This is a genomic window from Streptosporangium sandarakinum (genome assembly GCF_013409935.1).
GTDB lineage: Bacteria > Actinomycetota > Actinomycetes > Streptosporangiales > Streptosporangiaceae > Streptosporangium > Streptosporangium nondiastaticum.
In genome coordinates this window covers 3,635,636-3,653,983 of the sequence record NZ_JACCCO010000001.1, presented here as the reverse complement: position 1 = coordinate 3,653,983, position 18,348 = coordinate 3,635,636, and the positions used below count along the sequence as shown (strand labels likewise).

16 protein-coding genes are annotated in these 18,348 nt (G+C 71.6%); 11 read left to right on the top strand and 5 right to left on the bottom strand.

Annotated features, from left to right (window positions below; translation table 11 throughout):
- Positions 1-196: 196 nt before the first annotated feature.
- Positions 197-859 carry a response regulator transcription factor gene (locus HDA43_RS16525; protein ID WP_179821727.1) on the bottom strand — a complete coding sequence of 221 codons (663 nt, stop codon included), beginning with the start codon at positions 857-859 and terminating at the stop codon, positions 197-199.
- Entirely contained in the window at positions 856-2,382 is a 1,527-nt protein-coding gene (locus HDA43_RS16520; RefSeq protein ID WP_179821725.1) for a sensor histidine kinase, read from the bottom strand. The genes HDA43_RS16525 and HDA43_RS16520 overlap by 4 nt, the downstream gene beginning before the upstream one ends.
- 131 nt (positions 2,383-2,513) lie before the next feature.
- Here HDA43_RS16520 and HDA43_RS16515 point away from each other — a divergent pair, with 131 nt between their 5' ends.
- Positions 2,514-3,413 (top strand): ABC transporter ATP-binding protein, encoded by a 900-nt coding sequence (locus tag HDA43_RS16515; protein WP_179821723.1) that lies wholly within the window; start codon positions 2,514-2,516, stop codon positions 3,411-3,413.
- Positions 3,410-4,144, top strand: coding sequence for an ABC transporter permease (locus tag HDA43_RS16510; RefSeq protein ID WP_179821720.1), 735 nt, complete (start codon positions 3,410-3,412; stop codon positions 4,142-4,144). Before HDA43_RS16515 ends, HDA43_RS16510 begins: the two co-directional genes overlap by 4 nt.
- A gap of 94 nt (positions 4,145-4,238) precedes the next feature.
- Here HDA43_RS16510 and HDA43_RS16505 read toward each other — a convergent pair whose 3' ends face one another.
- Positions 4,239-5,180 (bottom strand): SMP-30/gluconolactonase/LRE family protein, encoded by a 942-nt coding sequence (locus HDA43_RS16505; protein ID WP_179821718.1) that lies wholly within the window; start codon positions 5,178-5,180, stop codon positions 4,239-4,241.
- Positions 5,181-5,281: 101 nt separating this feature from the next.
- Between HDA43_RS16505 and HDA43_RS16500 the strand changes: the two genes are divergently transcribed.
- Together HDA43_RS16500 and HDA43_RS16495 are read left to right on the top strand one after the other, a co-directional pair.
- Positions 5,282-5,737: an Lrp/AsnC family transcriptional regulator gene (locus tag HDA43_RS16500; protein WP_312873316.1), complete on the top strand. Its 456-nt coding sequence runs from the start codon at positions 5,282-5,284 to the stop codon at positions 5,735-5,737.
- A gap of 50 nt (positions 5,738-5,787) precedes the next feature.
- Positions 5,788-6,546: a phosphodiesterase gene (locus HDA43_RS16495; protein WP_179821716.1), complete on the top strand. Its 759-nt coding sequence runs from the start codon at positions 5,788-5,790 to the stop codon at positions 6,544-6,546.
- Here the strand turns inward: HDA43_RS16495 and HDA43_RS16490 are convergent.
- Positions 6,527-7,513: an AraC family transcriptional regulator gene (locus HDA43_RS16490; RefSeq protein ID WP_179821714.1), complete on the bottom strand. Its 987-nt coding sequence runs from the start codon at positions 7,511-7,513 to the stop codon at positions 6,527-6,529. The two genes, HDA43_RS16495 and HDA43_RS16490, sit on opposite strands and share 20 nt — an antisense overlap.
- Before the next feature lie 338 nt (positions 7,514-7,851).
- On the opposite strand from HDA43_RS16490, the gene HDA43_RS16485 reads away from it, so the two are divergent.
- The 7 genes from HDA43_RS16485 to HDA43_RS16455 all read left to right on the top strand — a co-directional run bounded on the left by HDA43_RS16485 (position 7,852) and on the right by HDA43_RS16455 (position 15,186).
- On the top strand, positions 7,852-8,418 hold the full coding sequence (locus HDA43_RS16485) for an RNA polymerase sigma factor (protein WP_179821712.1): 567 nt from the start codon (positions 7,852-7,854) through the stop codon (positions 8,416-8,418).
- On the top strand, positions 8,411-9,445 hold the full coding sequence (locus HDA43_RS16480; RefSeq protein ID WP_179821709.1) for a CU044_5270 family protein: 1,035 nt from the start codon (positions 8,411-8,413) through the stop codon (positions 9,443-9,445). The genes HDA43_RS16485 and HDA43_RS16480 overlap by 8 nt, the downstream gene beginning before the upstream one ends.
- 72 nt (positions 9,446-9,517) lie before the next feature.
- Entirely contained in the window at positions 9,518-10,360 is an 843-nt protein-coding gene (locus tag HDA43_RS16475) for a hypothetical protein (protein WP_179821707.1), read from the top strand.
- A 252-nt stretch (positions 10,361-10,612) separates the two neighbouring features.
- Positions 10,613-11,434 carry an NAD(P)H-binding protein gene (locus HDA43_RS16470; RefSeq protein ID WP_179821705.1) on the top strand — a complete coding sequence of 274 codons (822 nt, stop codon included), beginning with the start codon at positions 10,613-10,615 and terminating at the stop codon, positions 11,432-11,434.
- A gap of 287 nt (positions 11,435-11,721) precedes the next feature.
- Positions 11,722-12,219 (top strand): anthrone oxygenase family protein, encoded by a 498-nt coding sequence (locus HDA43_RS16465; protein WP_179821703.1) that lies wholly within the window; start codon positions 11,722-11,724, stop codon positions 12,217-12,219.
- A 235-nt stretch (positions 12,220-12,454) separates the two neighbouring features.
- Positions 12,455-14,053 carry an ABC-F family ATP-binding cassette domain-containing protein gene (locus HDA43_RS16460; protein ID WP_179821701.1) on the top strand — a complete coding sequence of 533 codons (1,599 nt, stop codon included), beginning with the start codon at positions 12,455-12,457 and terminating at the stop codon, positions 14,051-14,053.
- A gap of 248 nt (positions 14,054-14,301) precedes the next feature.
- Entirely contained in the window at positions 14,302-15,186 is an 885-nt protein-coding gene (locus tag HDA43_RS16455; RefSeq protein ID WP_246424400.1) for a pentapeptide repeat-containing protein, read from the top strand.
- Between the two features lie 44 nt (positions 15,187-15,230).
- On the opposite strand, the gene dnaB is transcribed toward HDA43_RS16455, so the two are convergent.
- Positions 15,231-18,089: a replicative DNA helicase gene (dnaB, locus tag HDA43_RS16450; RefSeq protein ID WP_179821696.1), complete on the bottom strand. Its 2,859-nt coding sequence runs from the start codon at positions 18,087-18,089 to the stop codon at positions 15,231-15,233.
- Between the last annotated feature and the right edge of the window lie 259 nt (positions 18,090-18,348).

Sequence of the window (18,348 nt, the reverse complement as noted above, 5' to 3'; positions counted from 1 at the left end):
CGTACCCATCAGAAGGTAGCCGGTGTGACCGACAGAACCCCCGCAAAGCCCATATGCTCCGGCGTTTCCCGAAAGCCGGGCCGTTCCCGCACGGGGCCGGGTGTCGGGGTGACCGCGCGGCCCCATGCTTCCCCGGCGATGGCGCGGTTCGGCCCGGCCCTCCGCGCGACGTCGCGGCCGGGGCCTCGTGAAGGTCTCAGCTCTCCCGGGCCGCGTCGAGGTAGGCCAGGACGGCGAGGACCCTGCGGTTGTCGTCGTCCGACGGGCCGAGGCCGAGCTTGCCGAAGATGCTCGCCGTGTGCTTGCCGACGGCGCTCTCGCTGAGGTACAGGCGCTGGGAGATGGCGGCGTTGGAACGCCCCTCGGCCATCAGGGACAGCACCTCCCGCTCCCGCGGGGTCAGCGCGCCCAGCGGCTCGTGCCGGGCGTTGCTGGCCAGCAGCTTGGCGATCACCTCGGGGTCCATCGCGGTGCCCCCGTCGGCGACCCGGCGGACCGCGTCGACGAACTGCCCGGAGTTGAACACCCGGTCCTTGAGGAGGTAGCCGATCCCGCCGGAGCCGTCGGCGAGCAGCTCACGCGCGTACAGCTGCTCGACGTGCTGGGACAGTACGAGCACCGGCAGGCCGGGGACCTCCCTGCGGGCGGCCAACGCGGCCTGGAGGCCCTCGTCGGTGAACGTGGGCGGCAGTCGCACGTCCACCACGGCGACGTCGGGGCGCTCGCCGACCAGCGCCCGCAGCAGCTCGGGCCCGGTCTCGACCGCCGCGACGACCTCGAACCCGTGGGCCTGGAGCAGGTGGACCAGGCCCTCCCTCAGCAGGTGGAGGTCCTCGGCGATGACGACGCGCGGGCTCACCGGTCCGTCTCCAGGAGTGCGCCGGCCCGGGACATCAGGTGCCGGCGCGAGTGTGCGACGGGGATCGCCATGGCCATACCGTACAGGGCGAGGCCCATGGTGATGTTGAGGACGATCAGCGGCCACTGCCACGGCGAGGGCAGGTGCAGGGCGAGGAACCAGCTCTTCTCCCCGGTGCCGAAGATCTTCAGGAACATCGGGACCAGTCCCTGCGGGAACAGCGGCAGCCAGCCCAGACCCCAGCCGAGGGCGACGACGACGCCCTGTCGCTTCGTCAGCGGCGGCTTCTCCCGCTCGGCGCCGGGCACCCGCGCGAGCGGCAGGTCGATCGTGGCCGTGGTCGGCCCACCGGGCGGGCTGTTCAGCGCGAGCACCCCGTCGAAGGCCGCCAGCCGCCGCTCGACGCCACGCAGGCCGCTGCCCCGTGACGGGTCCGCGCCGCCCGAGCCGTCGTCGGTGACGGTCACCCGCAGCGCCCCGCCCCGGATGCCGATGTCGATCCACACGCGGTCCGCGCCGCCGTGCCGGGCCGCGTTGGTGAGCAGCTCACTGACCGAGAAGTAGACCGCCGACTCGACGGGGGACTCCGGCCGGATCTTCAGATCGACGGTGACCGAGACCTTCAGCGGGCTGTCCAGTGCCAGCGCCCGTACCGCGTCGCCCAGGCCGCGCTCGGCCAGCACCGGCGGGTGGATGCCCCTGACCAGGTCGCGCAGCTCGGTCAGCGCCACCGACGACGCGTCGCGTGCCTTGGCCAGCAGCGCCTTGGCCGCGGCGGGGTCTCTGTCCACCAGCTCCTCGACCGCGCCGAGCGTCATGCCCATGGCCACCAGCCGGGCCTGGGCGCCGTCGTGCAGGTCACGCTCGATCCGTCGCAGCTCGGCCGCCTGGGAGTCGACCGCCTCCTGCCGAACCTGGTCGAGCCGCTGGAGGCGGCCGGCCAGGATCGACCTGACGGTGGGCGCGAGGCACAGGTGGGTCCACCAGCCGTAGAGGCGCAGCAGCCACGGCACCGCGGCCACCCCGGCCGCGGCGACGGCGAGTCCCAGCGGCGCGGCCTGCGGGGCCCAGGTCCACGGCAGGGTCAGGCCGTACCAGACCGCGGCGAGGGGCAGGAGCAGCAGGCTCCCGCCGGCGAGCGGGTTCAGCCAGAGCCAGGCCAGGTCCCGCCAGGTGGCCGGGTCGGCGAACATCCACTTCCAGCGGTCGTTCCACGCGGGCCACCACGGCGTCTTGTAGAGCTGGCGCTCGTAGCGGTACCAGCCGTCGGGCTGGGGCCTGGGCGGCGGCGGGGGCGGCAGGTAGGGCGGCGCCGTCTCGGCGCCCAGCCACCTGCCGGCCAGCCGCCGGGCGAGCATGGTGCGGCGCCGGACGAGCCTGTTCACCGGTATGAAGCAGAAGAAGATCAGGCCCAGCGTGGTCGTCACGGCGGTGAGCAGGGTCAGCACCAGCAGCGGGATGTCGAGCAGGGCCAGCGCGCCCAGTCCCGCCGCCCGGCCGAAGATCACCGCGTGTCGTCTCATGTCCAACAGTGTGGACGACCGGCGCCGGCCGCCCAATGAAGCCGGCCGCACTCCCGGGGTGTGGCTAGGTACACCCGGCCGGGTGCCCAGGTGGATTCCGCGTGATCCGCCGGATTCCTAACGTCGTCGTCATGAAGGTCATCGAAGTCAGCGATCTCCGCAAGGAATACCGCGGCAGGAACGTGGTGGACGGCGTTTCGTTCACCGTCGAGGAGGGCGAGATCTTCGGCGTCCTCGGTCCCAACGGCGCGGGCAAGACCACCACCGTCGAGTGCGTGGCGGGCCTGCGCGTCCCCGACTCCGGCACCGTCCGGGTGCTCGGCGGCCTGGGCCCCGCCGAGGTCAGGAGGAACCTCGGCGTGCAGCTGCAGAGCTCCGCGCTGCCGGCGAAGATCAAGGTGTGGGAGGCGCTCGACCTGTACGCCTCCTTCTACCCGGCGCCCGCCGACACCGGCGCGCTGCTGGAGCGGGTCGGGCTCTCCGCCAGGCGGGACGCCTACTACGGCAGGCTCTCCGGCGGCCAGCAGCAGCGGCTTTCCATCGCCCTGGCGCTGGTCGGCCGGCCCCGCGTGGCGATCCTCGACGAGCTGACCACCGGCCTGGACCCGCAGGCCCGCCGCGACACCTGGGAGCTCATCGAGCAGGTCCGCGCCGACGGGGTGACGATCGTGCTGGTCACCCACTTCATGGAGGAGGCCGAACGGCTCTGCGACCGGCTCGCGCTGATCGACTCCGGCCGGGTGGTGGCCCTCGACAGCCCGGAGGGGCTGGTGTCGCGGATCGGCAGCCCGCAGCGCGTACGGTTCCGGCCCTCCCACCCGTTCGACGACGCGATCCTGCGCGCCCTGCCGGAGGTGACCGGGGTTCGGCACGAGAACGGCCGGGTCGAGGTCTCGGGCACCGGCGACCTCCTCCCGCCGGTCGTCTCCGCCCTGACCGCGGCCGGTGTCATACCGGCCGACCTGCGGATCGAGCAGGCCACCCTCGACGACGCCTTCCTCGCCCTGACCGGAAAGAAGATCTCCGCATGAACAAGATGATCATCACTGAGGCCAGGCTCTTCCTCCGCGACCCGGCCGGGCCGATCTTCGCCGTCCTGCTCCCGCTGGCCCTCCTGCTGGGGCTGGGCAGCATTCCCGGTTTCGGCGAGCCGGACCCGGCGCTGGGCGGGCAGCGGGTCATCGACACCCAGCTCCCCGGCATGATGGTGATCCTGTCGGTGGTGACGATGGCGCTGACGGCGCTGCCGGCCACGCTGGTCGCCTACCGGGAGAACGGCGTGCTGCGCCGGATGTCCACCACCCCGGTCAGTCCGGTCCGGCTGCTGGTCGCCCAGGTGGTGAACAACCTCGCGGTGGCGGTCGTCGCCACCGTCCTGCTGATCGTGCTGGGTCACCTGTTCCTCGGCGTGGCCGTACCCCGGAACCTCCTGGCGTTCACCGGCGTGTTCGCGCTCGGCACCGCCTCGGTGCTCGGTCTCGGCCTGCTGGTCGCCGCCGTCGCGCCCAGCTCGAAGGTCGCGTCCGGGATCGGCTCGCTGCTGATGTTCCCGCTGCTGTTCGTGGCGGGCATGTGGATCCCCCGCGAGCTGATGCCGGACCTGATTCGCCGGATCGGCGACTTCCTGCCGCTGGCGCCGTTCGGCCAGGCGATCCGTGACACCTGGGCGGGCCACGCGCCGCAGCCGCTGCACCTGGCGGTGATGGCGGTGACCGTGCTGGCCACCGGCGCGCTGGCGGCGCGGTTGTTCCGGTGGGAGTGACCCGGGGCGGATCCCGGCGGCACCGACCCGATCACGGCGACCGACGCCCGCCGCACCGGGTCACGGCACCGCCCGGATCACACCGCCGCACCGGTCACGGCACCCGGACGGCGTCGACCGGGTCGCGGCGGCCGGGTGCCGCAGGCCGGGTGGCGCCGTTGACGGTTAGCATGATCGAGTAGAGCGAGGTGGTGGCGGTGACGAACAGCAGGTTGCGCTTGGCGCCGCCGAAGCACAGGTTGGACACCGCCTCGGGGAAACGGATCTTTCCGATCAGCGTGCCGTCCGGGTCGAAGCAGTGCACACCGTCCCCGGCCGCGGCCCAGATCCGCCCGTCGGTGTCCACGCGAAGACCGTCGAAGATCCCGGAGGAGCAGGTGGCGAGCACCGCGCCGCCCGTGAGCGCGCCGTCCTCGCCCACCTCGAACGCCCGAAGGTGACCGGCTCGGGTGTCGACGACGTAGAGCGTCGACTCGTCGGGGGAGAAGGCCAGGCCGTTGGGGCGGACGAAGTCGTCGGCCACGATCGCGACCTCCCCGGTGACCGGGTCCACGCGATAGACGTGGCAGGCTCCGATCTCGCTCTCCGCCCGGTGCCCCTCGTAGTCGCTGTCGATGCCGTAGGACGGATCGGTGAACCAGATCGAGCCGTCCGACCGCACCACCACGTCGTTGGGGCTGTTCAGCCTCCGCCCCCGCCACCGGTCGGCGATGACCGTGATGGAGCCGTCGTGCTCGGTTCTGGTGACCCGGCGGTTCCCCTGCTCGCAGGAGACCAGCCGGCCCTCGCGGTCGACGGTATGGCCGTTGGCGTGTCCGGCGGGCTGCCGGAACGTGCCGACCGCACCGGTCGTCTCGTCCCAGCGGAGCATCCGGTCATTGGGGATGTCGCTCCAGAGCAGGAACCGGCCCGCGGGGAAGTAGACCGGACCCTCGGCCCAGCGGCAGCCCGTGGCGAGCCGCTCGATGCGGTCGTCGCCCCGGCATGCCCGGAACCGGTCGTCCAGGACCTCAAAACATGCCTCGATCACTTCCATACCGCACCTTCCGAATCTAATCCTGCGTGAACCTAATCTCACAAGACATCATTCGGTCAAGTGGCGAAATACGGATTTTGGTTCGGCGCTACGATGTCATCGTGGACGATATCGACCGTGAACTCCTCGCCCTGCTCCAGGCCGACGCCACCCAGTCGTACGCGGCGCTCGGCGAGGCCGTCGGACTGTCCAGCGGCGCCACCCACGAGCGTGTGCGCAAACTCCGCCGACGCGGGGTGATCAGACGGACCTCGGTGGAGGTCGACCCGGCGGCGGTGGGCAAGGGCGTGGCCGCGTTCGTGATGATCGACGCCAACGCGTGGATGGGCGGCGCGGAGACGGCGGAGGCACTGGCCGCGCTCCCCTGGATCGAGGAGGCCCACGTCGTCGCCGGGTCCGCCTCGCTGCTCGTGAAGGTGCGCACCTCCAGCACCGAGGACCTGCAAGCCGTGCTGAAACACCTGCACGATGTGCGCGGAGTCACCGGCACCCGGACCGTGGTGGTGCTGGAGACCTTCTTCGAGCGCCCCCTCGACCCCCGCGGCGACCGGCCCTGACCCTCCCGGGACGCCCGGGACCGGCGGTCGTCTGTGCGACGCTTGGCGGCATGCTGACACTGGCGCACGTGAGCGACACCCACATCGGCGGTTCCCCCGACAGCGTTGAGAGGACCCGGGCCGTCATGCGGCACCTGGACGGCCTGCCCGGCCCGCTGGACGCCGTGATCGTGACCGGGGACGTCGCCGACCACGGCACGGTCGAGGAGTACGAGACCGCGCGCGAACTGCTCGCCTCCCGCCACCCCACGGTCATGTGCCCGGGCAACCACGACACCCGGGCGGCGTTCCGCAAGGTCCTCCTCGGCCAGGACGGCGACGGCGACGGCCCGGTCGACCAGGTCCTGCGGCTCGACGGCCTGACCGTGGCGCTGTGCGACTCCAGCGTCCCGGGCCGGCCGGAGGGCTTCCTTTCGGACGAGACGCTCGCCTGGCTGGACGCCGTCCTCGCCGAGGACCCCGGTACGCCCGCGCTGGTGGGCATGCACCATCCGCCCGTGTCGCTGGGCATCCCGTACGTCGACGAGATCCGTCTGCGCGCGCCGGAGCGGCTGGCGGAGGTCCTGCGGCGGCATCCGCGGGTGACGGCGGTGCTCACCGGCCACGCCCACACCGCGGCGAGCACCACCTTCGCCGGACTGCCCGTGCTCGTCGCCCCCGGCGTCGTCTCGACCCTGCTGCTGCCGCAGGAGTCTCCCGCCGCCGAGCCGATCGACTACGGCTTCCCGCCGCAGATCTCCATCCACGTCCTCGCGGACGGCCGTCTCACCACCCACACGCGCCCGGTCGTCACGCGCCCGGCCGGCTGACCGCGGCCCCGGCCGCTCCGGCTCCGGTTCCGGGCACCCCCGCCTCGCGGTACCGCTGCGGGCTGACGCCGAACGCGCGCTTGAAGGCGGCGCTGAGGGCGAACGGGCCGCCGTAGCCGACCTGCCGGGCCACCGCGCCGACGGTGGCGTCGGTCTCGCGCAGCAGGTCGGCGGCCAGGGCCAGCCGCCAGCCGGTGAGGAACGCCATGGGCGGCTCGCCGACCAGCTCGGTGAAGCGGCGCGCCAGCGACGCCCGGGACACGCCTGCCCCGGCGGCCAGCCCGGCCACGGTCCAGGGGTGGGCCGGGTCGTTGTGGATCATCCGCAGCGCGCGGCCCACCACCGGGTCGGCGTGCGCCCGGTACCAGGTCGGGGCCTCCGCCTCGGGCCGGGAGAACCACTTCCGCAGCACGGTGATGAGCAGGAGGTCGAGCAGCCGGTCGAGGACGGCCTCCTGGCCCGGGTCGTCCCTGACGATCTCCTGGTCGAGCAGCGCGGTCAGGGAATGGTCGCCGCCCTCCCCGGGGAGGACCAGCAGCGGCGGCAGCGCCGTGAGCAGCCGCCCGCTGACCTCCCCGCGCATCTGGTAGGTGCCGGTGAGCAGCACCGTCGATCCGTCGGAGCTGTTCCCCCAGGTGCGCACGCCGAGGCCCATCTCCTCCTCCAGCGGCTCGCCCCCCAGCGTGGTGCAGCGCTGGCCGGGGTGGATCACCACCTGCCAGGGGGTGGCCGGGTCGTCGGCGACCGTGTAGGGGTCGGGGCCGCGCGCTATCGCGACGTCCCCCGCGTCCAGCCGTACGGCCTCGCCGTCGTCGGGGATCATCCACGCCCGGCCCCGCGTCACGGTGACCAGGGTGAGCGGCGCCTCGTCCTGGATCCGCAGGGACCACGGGGGATCCAGGAGCGAGCGCAGCAGGAAGGCCCGGTGGGCCCGCGGCCCGTCCAGCAGACCGGCGAGTGCGTCCATGGCCCCATCTTAGACGTTCAAATATGAAATATCGCTCTTTCGGCTTTTGGAGTCTCATCCGGAACGCTTAACCGGGGATGGAGATGTCGTGGGATCCAGGGCCCGGACGAGACGGACGCCGGGCGGCGGACCGGCCCGCGGCGAGGAACCGCCGCCGGATCAGCCCGCGACGCGCCGCCGGATCGATCGCTTCGCCCACGGGCCCTCGCCCGAATGAGCCCGAACGGCCCGCGGAGAAAGATCGGCCCGGCGTGAACTCTTCGGCGGAGCAACGGTAAATACCAGCGAATCCGCCCATTTTCCGGGCTTAGGCACCGCGTGAAGGAGCTGACCAGTCCATGGCCCAACCGGCGACAGCCGAGGCCGCCGACGCCGACCTGATCCACCGCTCACTGCGGAATCCGGAGGCATTCGCCACGGTGTTCGACCGGCACGCGCCCGCCCTGCACCGTTACGCGGCCCGCAGGCTCGGTCAGGACTCCGCCGAGGACGTGGTGTCGGAGACGTTCCTGACGGCGTTCGAACACCGGCACCGCTACCGGCTCGGTCAGGCCGATGCCCGGCCCTGGCTGTACGGCATCGCCTCGAATGTGATCGGCAAGCGGCGGCGGCGCGAGATGGCCCGCTATCGCGCCTACGTGCGCGGCGGCGTGGATCCGGTGGAGATCACCGGCGGGCCGGTGGAGGACGAGGTGGGCACGCTGGCGGTCAACGGGCCGTTGGTGGCGGCACTGGCCGGGTTACGCACCGGGGACAGGGACGTGTTGCTGTTGGTGGCGTGGGCGGAGCTGACGTACGAGGAGGTGGCCGAGGCGCTGAACGTCCCGGTCGGGACCGTGCGATCCCGGCTCAACCGAGCGCGCAAGAAGGTCCGCCGGGCACTGGAAGGGGCAGACCATGGATGAGATGGAGGAGCTCGCCCGGTTGTGGGCCGAGGTCCCCAAGGCGACCGAGCGCGACCTGGCGGGTTCCCGTACCGCCCTGGTGTCCCGCTTCGACCGTCCGCGCCGCGGGTGGCGTACCGCGTTGCCGGTCCGGCGCGTCGCCCTGGTCGGCGCGATGGCGGTAACGCTCACCGCCGGCATCCTCGTCACCGAGGTGGGTCTGGGCGGTTCCGGCCCGCACACCCCCGGGTATCTGATCGCCGCGCCGCCGGCCGACGCCAAGACGCTGCTCACCCTGGCCGCGCGGGCCGCGTCCGGCCAGCCCGACACGGTGCCGGCCCGCGGCCAGTACGTCCACACCAGGAGACTGACCCAGCGCAGCCTGTACACCGAGGACGGGTCGGGCGGGACGCGGCACACCAAGGTGCTGGTCAGCGAGGAGCGCTGGGAGGCCGCCGATGTGGGAAAGCCCTGGCTGAGCCGCGAGCGGGGCCTGTCGGCCACGGGACCGGCACCCCGGAACCGCTGGGACCGCGGCCCCGAGGACACCGTGTACGAGCCGGCGGCCTGCCCCGGCCGGCCGGCCTACGCCCGGCTGAGCGCCTGGCCGACGGACCCCGTCCGGGTGCGCGCGAAGATCGTGGCTGACACGGGCGAGGAGCCGTCGCGCATCTGGTCCTCCCTCCGGGAGCTGGTCGCCGAGTCCGTGGTACGCCCAAGCCTGGGCGCCGCGCTGTACCGGGTGGCCGCCGGGCTGGACGGCGTCGTGCTCGTCCCCGACGCCGTTGACGTCGCGGGCCGCCCCGGCCTGGCCGTCGCCATGGACGAGGGCGACGGCACCCGGTCCGAGATGATCTTCGACCGGCGAACCTACCGTTACCTGGGCGAGCGCACGGTGAACACCAGGGACCGAAAGGTGAGGCTGCCCACCAGCGAGTTCACGGCCAGGAAGGGCGAGGTGAACGGCACCGCCGTACTCGCCGTCGATCTCGTCCCCGGGCTGCCCGAGGTGTCATCGAAGGCGTCCCGCATGAAGATCCCCTGCTGAGACCTTCCCCGATCCGGCCTTCTCGGCCGGGAGTTCTGTTTCGCATGTCCACACAGATGAAGGAGCATTGCCATGTTCGTCGCAGCGAAGGCCGTCGCGGCCACCCTGCTCGTCGGTTCGTTCGGCGGTCTCACCTCACCGGGGGCGGAGGCCGTGTACGAGAAGAAGGCCGTCATGGAGGAGACGCGCGTCGCCTGCATGCAGGAGCGAGGCTTCACCTACCTGGCCGAACCGGTGATCAGGCGCGAGTGGCAGGACGGGGAGCGGGAGCGGCTCGCGGGTGACCACGCGGCGCTGCGCGCGTACCGGGCCAAGTACGGCTACGGTGTCTGGTCCAGGCTCGTCTATCCGCACGACCCGGTGGTCAACCCCGTGTCGGGGGAGAACCCGAACAACGAGAACCTGATGGCGATGTCGGCGAACGAGCTGAAGAAGTGGCGCGCCGCCGACGACGGCTGCTTCGCCAAGGCCGTCGAGCAGCACTTGGGCAAGACCGTCACCTCGTTCGACGACTACCTCACCAAGCTCGACGCGGCGACGGACAGGTCCCTGGCCGCGCTCGACAAGGACAAGGAGCTCGCGCGACTCGGCGGGCGGTTCGCCACGTGCCTGGGCGTCGGCCGGACCAAGCCCTCGGCCCTGGCCGAGCTCGGCCGGTCGCGGTACACGAAGCAGGCCACGGAGGTCGCCAAGAGGCAGCACAAGGGTCCGCTGCCGAAGGTGCCCAAGGGCCGCGTCCTGACCATGAAGCCGGTGCTGAAGCCGGAGGAGGCCAAGCCGTACCTGGACGGGGAGATCAAGGATGCCCTGAAGGACCTGGAGTGCGGGAGGTCCTTCTACGCCGCGTACTCGCCCAAGGCCCAGGCGGCCAGGGAGCGGGTGTACCGGGAGTTCGCCGTGGACTTCGCGCTCTGATCCGGGTGCGAACGGGGGCGATGCCGTTCGAGGTGGGTGAACGGCACCCGCTGTGATGGAGGGGTGCCGCTCGTGGCGCGCGAGCGGCACCCACTGTGATGGGTGGCACCGCTCGTGGCGCATGGTCGGCGGGGTTGGGCGCATGGTCCACAGGGTGACGAGTACGCCCACCCTCTCCACGATAGACGCTCGAATATGAGGATGAGCTTTTACGCCATGGAAAGTCTCATCGAGCGGTACTTGACTGGAGACATGCAGAAGACAACGGTGATTGTGGGCGGCACGGGCAAGACCGGCCGCAGGGTGGCCGCGCGGCTCGCGGCCCAGGGCCTGCCGGTGCGGGCCGTCTCTCGCTCGACCGCGCTCCCGTTCGACTGGGAGGAGCCGGCCACCTGGGCCCCCGCGCTGCGGGGCGCGGAGGCGGTGTACGTGACGTACCAGCCGGACCTGGCCGCCCCCGGATCGGTGGAGGCGATCGGCGCGTTCGCCCGCCTGGCGGCGGGAAGCGGGGTCCGGCGGCTGGTGCTGCTGTCGGGCCGGGGCGAGGAGGAGGCCCGCGCCTGCGAACGGGAGGTGGAGGCGTGCGGCACCGACTGGACGATCCTGCGGGCGAGCTGGTTCTGCCAGAACTTCAGTGAGCACCACCTGCTGGGACCGGTGCTCGACGGAGTGATCACCCTGCCGGCCGGGACGGTGGCGGAGCCGTTCGTCGACGCCGAGGACATCGCGGACGTCGCCGTCGCGGCGCTGACACGGGACGGCCACGCGGGCCGGATCCACGAACTGACCGGCCCCCGCCTGCTCACCTTCACCGACGCGGCTCGGGAGATCGCCGAGGCGGCGGGCAGGGATGTCCGGTACGTGCCTGTCTCTCCGCAGGAGTACACTGCCGGACTCGTGGAACAGGGCGTGCCAGCCGGGGAGGCGGCCATGCTTGCCGGACTGTTCGCCAGGGTCCTGGACGGACGCAACGCCCACCTCGCCGACGGCGTCCGGCGCGTCCTGGGCAGGGAGCCCCGTGACTTCACCGACTACGCCCACGAGACCGCCGCGACCGGCGTCTGGAACGCCTGACCGCGCCGGACCGTCCGGACGCCGGAGACCCGCGCCGACAAAGCGGCCCGCGCCCGCCCGTGCGGGGCGGGGCCGCGCCCACTCCCGAAGGGTCCGCCCCCCCGTGTGGACACCCGACCCCTGTTCGTGACTCCTCCGCTCCCCGAGGGGAGCGGCTTCTCGCTTCCCTCGGCTGAGGTAGGCGACGGACAAGCCCTGCCCGTTTCGAACACAGGAACCATATCAAGGAAGCGATTCCCCTACCGGGTAACCCGGCGGTCCCCTCGCTAGATGTGATGGAGAAAGCGATGTTCGAGTTGTTCAGAAGCGCCGCCCTGGTCGCGTCCACCCTCGCCATGGGCCTCACGGCCGGCCTGTTCGCCGCCTTCGCCTACGCGGTCATGCCCGGTCTGGGCCGCGGCGGCGACCGTACCTTCGTGGAGGCGATGCGGCAGATCAACGTGGCCATCCTCAACGGCTGGTTCGCCCTCGCCTTCGGCGGCGCGCTGGTGCTGACCCTGCTGGCGGCGGCGCTCCACCTGCGCGGGGACGGCCGGCCGGCGCTGCCCTGGATCGTGGCCGCCCTCGTGCTGTACGGCCTCGTCCTGGCCGTGACCTTCGCGGTCAACGTGCCGCTCAACGACCGGCTCGCCGCGGCTGGGACCGGTGACCTCGCGGCGGCGCGAGAGCAATTCGAGGCGGCGTGGGTGCGCTGGAACGTCATCCGCGCGGCGGCGTCGACGGCGGCCTTCGGCTGCCTCGCCTGGGCCCTGGTGGTCCACGGGGCATCGGCCGGCGGGGCGTAGGACGCGCGGACCGCCCGGGTGACGCGGTAAGGGGCCTGCCGGCGGGATGGCGGAGGTTCCACAGGTGCCGCGTCAGGAAGCGGCGTCGGAGAAGACACACGGTGGCGGAAAACCCTTCGACACCGCGACGGGCCCCCTCCTAAGATGCCGGGCATGGCTCTGCCCCGGATCTCCTAGCTCGGACACAGGTTCCGCGTCATTCCTGTGTCCTTGAGCGAATCCGGAGTGTATCTCCATGCTTACCGTAAGCGATGTCCATATCCGTGTCGGCGCCCGTACCCTCCTCTCCGACGCCTCCTTCCGCGTCTCCCCCGGTGACAGGATCGGCCTGGTCGGCCGGAACGGCGCCGGCAAGACCACGCTGACGAGGATCCTCGCCGGCGAGGAACAGCCCGCCGCCGGCACCGTGACCGTCGTGGGCTCCGTCGGGCACCTCCCCCAGGACCCCCGGACCGGGGACCTCGGTGTCACCGCGCAGGACCGCGTCCTGTCCGCCCGCGGCCTCGACGAGGTCGTCCGCTCGCTGCGCGCCGCCGAACTCGCGATGGCCTCGGACGACCGGACGGCCCGGGAGAGGGCGATGCGGGCCTACGCCCGCGCCGAGGAGGAGTTCCTCGCCCGCGGCGGGTACGCCGCCGAGGCCGAGGCCGCCCAGGCGGCGGCCGGCCTCGGACTGCCCGGCCGGGTGCTCGCCCAGCCGCTGGGCACCCTGTCCGGCGGGCAGCGCAGGCGGGTCGAGCTGGCCCGCGTCCTGTTCGCCGGCCATGACACGCTGCTGCTCGACGAGCCCACCAACCACCTCGACGCCGACTCGATCGGGTGGCTGCGCGACTTCCTCGTCTCCTACCGGGGCGGGCTGGTCATGATCAGCCACGACACCGGCCTGCTGGAGGCGACCGTCAACCGGGTCCTCCACCTGGACGCCGACCGCGCGGTCATCGACGTCCACAACGTCGGCTGGCGCGCGTACCTCGCCCAGCGCGAGACCGACGAGCGGCGGCGCAGGCGCGAGCGGGTGAACGCCGAGCGCAAGGCCGGCTCCCTCCTCGCCCAGGCGGACAGGATGCGCGCCAGCGTCGGCACGGCGAGCGCGGCGAAGAACATGGCCCGCCGCGCCCACCGCATGCTCGCCGAACTCGAACCCGAACGGCGCGCCGCCAAGGTCGCCCGGATCCGGCTGCCCGAACCGGCTCCCTGCGGCAGGACGCCGCTCACCGCGACCGGCCTGTCCAAGTCCTACGGCTCGCTGGAGGTCTTCACCGGCGTCGACCTGGCCGTGGACCGCGGCAGCCGGGTGGTCGTCCTGGGCCTGAACGGCGCGGGCAAGACGACCCTGCTGCGGATCCTGGCGGGCCGTGAGCGGCCCGACACCGGCGCGGTCGTCCACGGGCACGGGCTCCGCCTGGGCTACTACGCCCAGGAGCACGACACGCTGGACCTCGCGCGTTCGGTCCGGGAGAACCTGGCGGCCGCCGCGCCGCATCTCACCGACGGCGAGGCCCGGCGGATCCTCGGCTCGTTCCTGTTCTCCGGTGACGACGCCGGCAAGTCGGCGGGGGTGCTGTCCGGCGGCGAGAAGACCCGGCTCGCCCTGGCCACGCTGGTCTGTTCCAGCGCCAACGTGCTGTTGCTCGACGAGCCCACCAACAACCTCGACCCCGCCTCGCGGCAGGAGATCCTCGGCGCGATCCGCGGCTACCGGGGGGCCATCGTGCTCGTCACCCATGACGAGGGCGCGGTGGAGGCGCTCGAACCCGACCGGGTCCTGCTGCTGCCCGACGGCGTCGAGGACCTCTGGTCGCCCGGCTACGCCGACCTGGTGTCGCTCGACTGACACCGCCTCCCGCTCCCGGCCCCCGTTTCCGGAACCGGCGGGCCGGGATGCGGATGAACAGGCGTACGGCTTCCGGAGGTAACCTTCATCGACCCACTCGGTGGTGAGGCCCCACCCGGCCCGGCAGGAGATCACGCACATTGTCCGAGCGACGCGACCACACCGAACCCCGCCCCGGCACCCCGGACACCCCGGATGGCCCCGATGCTTCGGCGCCCGCGGGCGGGGGCCGTCCCGGCCGCCGGGACCTGCGCGCCGACTGCGAGCGGTGTTTCGCGCTGTGCTGCGTCGCCCCGGCCTTCGCCGCTTCCTCGGACTTCGCCATCGACAAACCCGCCGGGAAGGCCTGCCCCAACCTGCGGGACGACTTCCGCTGCGGCATCCACCGCGACCTCAGGAAGCGGGGCTTCGCGGGCTGCACCGTCTTCGACTGCTTCGGGGCGGGCCAGAAGATCTCCCAGGTCACCTTCGGCGGGCGCGACTGGCGGCGGTTCCCGGAGACCGCTGGCCGGATGTTCGAGGTGTTCCCGGTCATGCGGCAGCTCCACGAGCTGCTGTGGTACCTCACCGAGGCGCTCGCCCTGCGCCCGGCCCGGCCGATCCACGCCGAGCTCGGCCGCGCGCTCGATGAGACCGAGCGCCTCACCCGGAGCGCCCCGGAGGAACTGCTGGAGCTGGACCTGGAGGCGCACCGGCGGGACGTCAACGCCCTGCTGCTGCGCGCGAGCGAGCTCGCCCGCGCCGAGGTCCCGGCGCAGGACCGGGGAGCCGGAAAGGCCCGGGGCAAGGGCCAGGGCAGGGGTCAGGGGAAGGGCTCGGGGAAGGGCCGCGGCAAGGATCTCCGCGGAGCGGACCTCATCGGCGCCAGGCTGCGGGGCGCCGACCTGCGCGGGGCCAGCCTCAGGGGCGCCTACCTCATCGGCGCGGACCTGCGCGGGGCCGACCTGCGCGGGGCCGACCTCATCGGGGCCGACCTGCGGGGCGCCGACCTGCGCGGCGCCGACCTCACCGGGAGCATCTTCCTCATCCAGTCGCAGCTCGACGCGGCCCGGGGCGACGCCACCACGAAGTTGCCGCCGGTGCTCGCCCACCCGGCGCACTGGTCACCCGCCGCGGACGCCGCGGCCCGCTGACGCACGGCCGGCCACCGCGGGGCCGGAGCGACGTCGTGGTCGGGTCAGTGCGGGGCCATGTCGACGAAGCGGCTGTAGTGGCCCTGGAACGCCACGGTGACCGTCGCGGTGGGGCCGTTACGGTGCTTGGCCACGATCAGGTCGGCCTCGCCCGCCCGGGGCGACTCGCGCTCGTAGGCGTCCTCCCGGTGCAGCAGGATGACCATGTCCGCGTCCTGCTCGATGCTTCCCGACTCGCGCAGGTCGCTCACCATCGGCCGCTTGTCGGTTCTCTGCTCCGGACCTCGGTTGAGCTGGGAGATGGCGATGACCGGCACCTCCAGCTCCTTGGCCAGGAGCTTGATCGCCCGGGAGATCTCCGAGACCTCGTTCTGGCGGCTCTCGGTCTTCTTCGGCGAGGACATCAGCTGGAGGTAGTCGATGATGACGAAGCGCAGGTCGTTGCGCTGCTTGAGGCGGCGGCACTTGGCCCGGATCTCCATCATCGACATGTTGGGCGAGTCGTCGATGAACAGCGGCGCCTCGGCCACCTCGCCCATCCGCCGGGCCAGCTTGGCCCAGTCGTCGTCGGTCATCGTGCCGGACCGCATGTTGTGCAGCGCCACCCGGGCCTCGGCGGACAGCAGACGCATCGTAATCTCGTTTCTGGACATTTCCAGAGAAAAGACGACGGTCGTCATGTGGTGCTTGATGGCGGCAGATCTGGCGAAGTCCAAGCCGAGAGTGCTGTTGTGTGTGGGAACGCACGACCTGCCCGCGAGGTACATGTGGTCGGCGTTGTCGACCTGCACACACCTCACCGGCACCGAGGGCACCGGCCGCACGTCGACGATGTATCTGACCGACGTCGACGGGTGTGCCGCGGTCACCTGCCGTACGGCCTTGCGGGACAGGCGGAAGACCTTTTCCGAGGCCGTGAAGTTGATCATGTAACAGGTGGAGGAGTCCGTGGTCCTCCCTCTGACCGGTCTCGTCCGCATGGTCGCCCGGTAGCCGAGGCTGAGTATCAGCTCGTGCGCACCCTCGGCCAGCCTCCGGTTCGTGACGGAGAACTGGATCTGCCCGTTGCGGCTGACATAGCCGTCGGTGTCCAGCAACCCCGCCAGCAGCGCACGTCGCTGCCCCTCCGAGGCCCGGAGGTAGATCTCCGGAATGTGCTTGTCACCGAGGACACCGAGGCTCCGCAGAACGGCCTGAACCGTGCCGTGGTGGTTCCGGCACGTCTGACACTGCCTCATGCCGCTGGAAGGACCGCCGCAGTCCGGACAGGTGGGCGCCGGAACCGGCTCGGAGCTCAGGCGGGCTTTCCCGCCGCACGAGCGACCGCAGGTGCGCACCTGGGACGTCTGCGGAACGAACGAAGCACCGCAGACCACACAGGATCGCTCCGCCACCGGCTCCGGATCGGGCAGCCTCATCGAGTAGGTCACGTCGGAGCCCGCACGGGTGACGCGCAGCCCTTCGGCCTCCAGGTTGGAGATGATCTCCTGATCGACCGTGGTGAATCGGGCGGCGTCGCTGTGACCGTCGCCCAGCCACACCCCGAGCGCGTAGGGCGAGAGCGGAAGATCCCGCTCAGGGAGGTCGAACGGGGCCGCGACGGTCACCGCGTGGTTGGGCCGCCCATCGCTGGAGGCACAGCGCAGCGTGCGGGCGATCTCCTCGGTGGTCACGACGCTCCTGTGCTCCGCGGCGAGGGAGGCGCTGATCGGCTGGGACACCCGTGCGTACAGCCCTTCGAACAGCTCTCCACAACGGTACGAGGGAGCGTTGCACGTGTACTGACGAACCGGTCCGGCGGCGAGGACAGGGGATCTGCCCGCCGCGCCGATCCTCTTCTGAACCGTGTGAAGAACATGACGGAACTCCTCACCGACGAGAGAACACGCCTCCCGGTGGGTGATGAGCCTCTCCGGTTCCTTCGCCGCCGCCTCGTATGCGTCCCTGACCCGTCGGATCGACTCGGCGGGCCAGTAATGGCTGTTCTTGGCCTCGGACTTCTGCCGACGGCTCGCGCGCGTGGTCGTCCGCCACTGGTGCTGCGCGTCGGCCACGATCACCGTGCCGTCGCTGAACTCCACCTCGTAACACGGCCTCCCGTGCATCGCGTCCGTCGCCGCGACGACCCTGGTCGGCTTGCCGTCTGCGCCGAGCAGGTGGTCACCCGGCCTGACCTCACCCATGGTCGTCCAGCCGTCCGGAGTGGGCAGCGGCGTGTCGAGGGCGAGCGCCTTGCCGATCGCCGGTCGGGCCGCGACCACGATCATCTGGCCGGGGTGCAGGCCGTTGGTGAGGGCGTCGAGGTCCTGGAAGCCGGTGGGCACGCCGACCATCTGGCCGTTCCGGCCGCCGATGGCCTCCAGCTCGTCGAGGGCGCCCGGCATGATCTCGGCCAGCGGGACGTAGTCCTCGGAGGTGCGCCGCTCGGTGACCTTGTAGATCTCGGCCTGGGCACGGTCGACGATCTCGTCGACCTCCTCGTCCTGTCCGCCGTAGCCGTAGGAGACGATGCGGGTGCCGGCCTCGATCAGCCGCCGGAGGATGGCCTGCTCGCGGACGATCCGCGCGTAGTAGCCGGCGTTCGCGGCGGTCGGCACGACGGCGGTGAGGGTGTGGAGGTAGGCGCCGCCGCCGACGCGGGCCACCTCACCGCGTTTCTGCAGCTCGCCGAATACGGTGACCGCGTCGGCGGGGTCGCCCCGGCCATAGAGCTCGGTGATGATGTCGTAGATGATCTGATGGGCGGGACGGTAGAAGTCGTCGGCCCGCACGACCTCGACCACGTCGGCGATGGCGTCCTTGGACAGCAGCATGCCGCCCAGGACGGACTGCTCGGCCTCGATGTTGTTGGGAGGGGTGCGTTCGAATCCGGGCTCGAAGACCGGCGGTTCCGCGATGCTCACCAAGCACCCCCTCTTTCGAACAAAGTTACTACACCTCTATTGTTACCCGGCCGATCTGACAGTCTCGCCGCTTCCCGCGCCACGTCGCAACGCGACCTGTCGACAGAGGTGTGGATAAGGTGTGCACTTCTCCCCCAGACATGTGGGCAGCCTGGGGACAGTGCTGTGGATAACTCTTGCCCTGAATCCACAACACCGCTCCTGCCAGGGAAGACTTCATCCACCGCCTGTGGAGGAAAGAAAGTCGGCGCGACACGCC

Excerpts from the sequence above, each read along its gene's own strand:
- HDA43_RS16515 (WP_179821723.1), top strand. The coding sequence starts at position 2,514 with ATGAAGGTCATCGAAGTCAGCGATCTCCGCAAGGAATACCGCGGCAGG.
- HDA43_RS16510 (WP_179821720.1), top strand. The coding sequence starts at position 3,410 with ATGAACAAGATGATCATCACTGAGGCCAGGCTCTTCCTCCGCGACCCG.
- HDA43_RS16490 (WP_179821714.1), bottom strand. The coding sequence starts at position 7,513 with ATGGACGCACTCGCCGGTCTGCTGGACGGGCCGCGGGCCCACCGGGCC.
- HDA43_RS16495 (WP_179821716.1), top strand. The coding sequence starts at position 5,788 with ATGCTGACACTGGCGCACGTGAGCGACACCCACATCGGCGGTTCCCCC.
- HDA43_RS16485 (WP_179821712.1), top strand. The coding sequence starts at position 7,852 with ATGGCCCAACCGGCGACAGCCGAGGCCGCCGACGCCGACCTGATCCAC.
- HDA43_RS16505 (WP_179821718.1), bottom strand. The coding sequence starts at position 5,180 with ATGGAAGTGATCGAGGCATGTTTTGAGGTCCTGGACGACCGGTTCCGG.
- HDA43_RS16460 (WP_179821701.1), top strand. The coding sequence starts at position 12,455 with ATGCTTACCGTAAGCGATGTCCATATCCGTGTCGGCGCCCGTACCCTC.
- HDA43_RS16480 (WP_179821709.1), top strand. The coding sequence starts at position 8,411 with ATGGATGAGATGGAGGAGCTCGCCCGGTTGTGGGCCGAGGTCCCCAAG.
- HDA43_RS16470 (WP_179821705.1), top strand. The coding sequence starts at position 10,613 with ATGCAGAAGACAACGGTGATTGTGGGCGGCACGGGCAAGACCGGCCGC.
- HDA43_RS16475 (WP_179821707.1), top strand. The coding sequence starts at position 9,518 with ATGTTCGTCGCAGCGAAGGCCGTCGCGGCCACCCTGCTCGTCGGTTCG.
- HDA43_RS16465 (WP_179821703.1), top strand. The coding sequence starts at position 11,722 with ATGTTCGAGTTGTTCAGAAGCGCCGCCCTGGTCGCGTCCACCCTCGCC.
- HDA43_RS16520 (WP_179821725.1), bottom strand. The coding sequence starts at position 2,382 with ATGAGACGACACGCGGTGATCTTCGGCCGGGCGGCGGGACTGGGCGCG.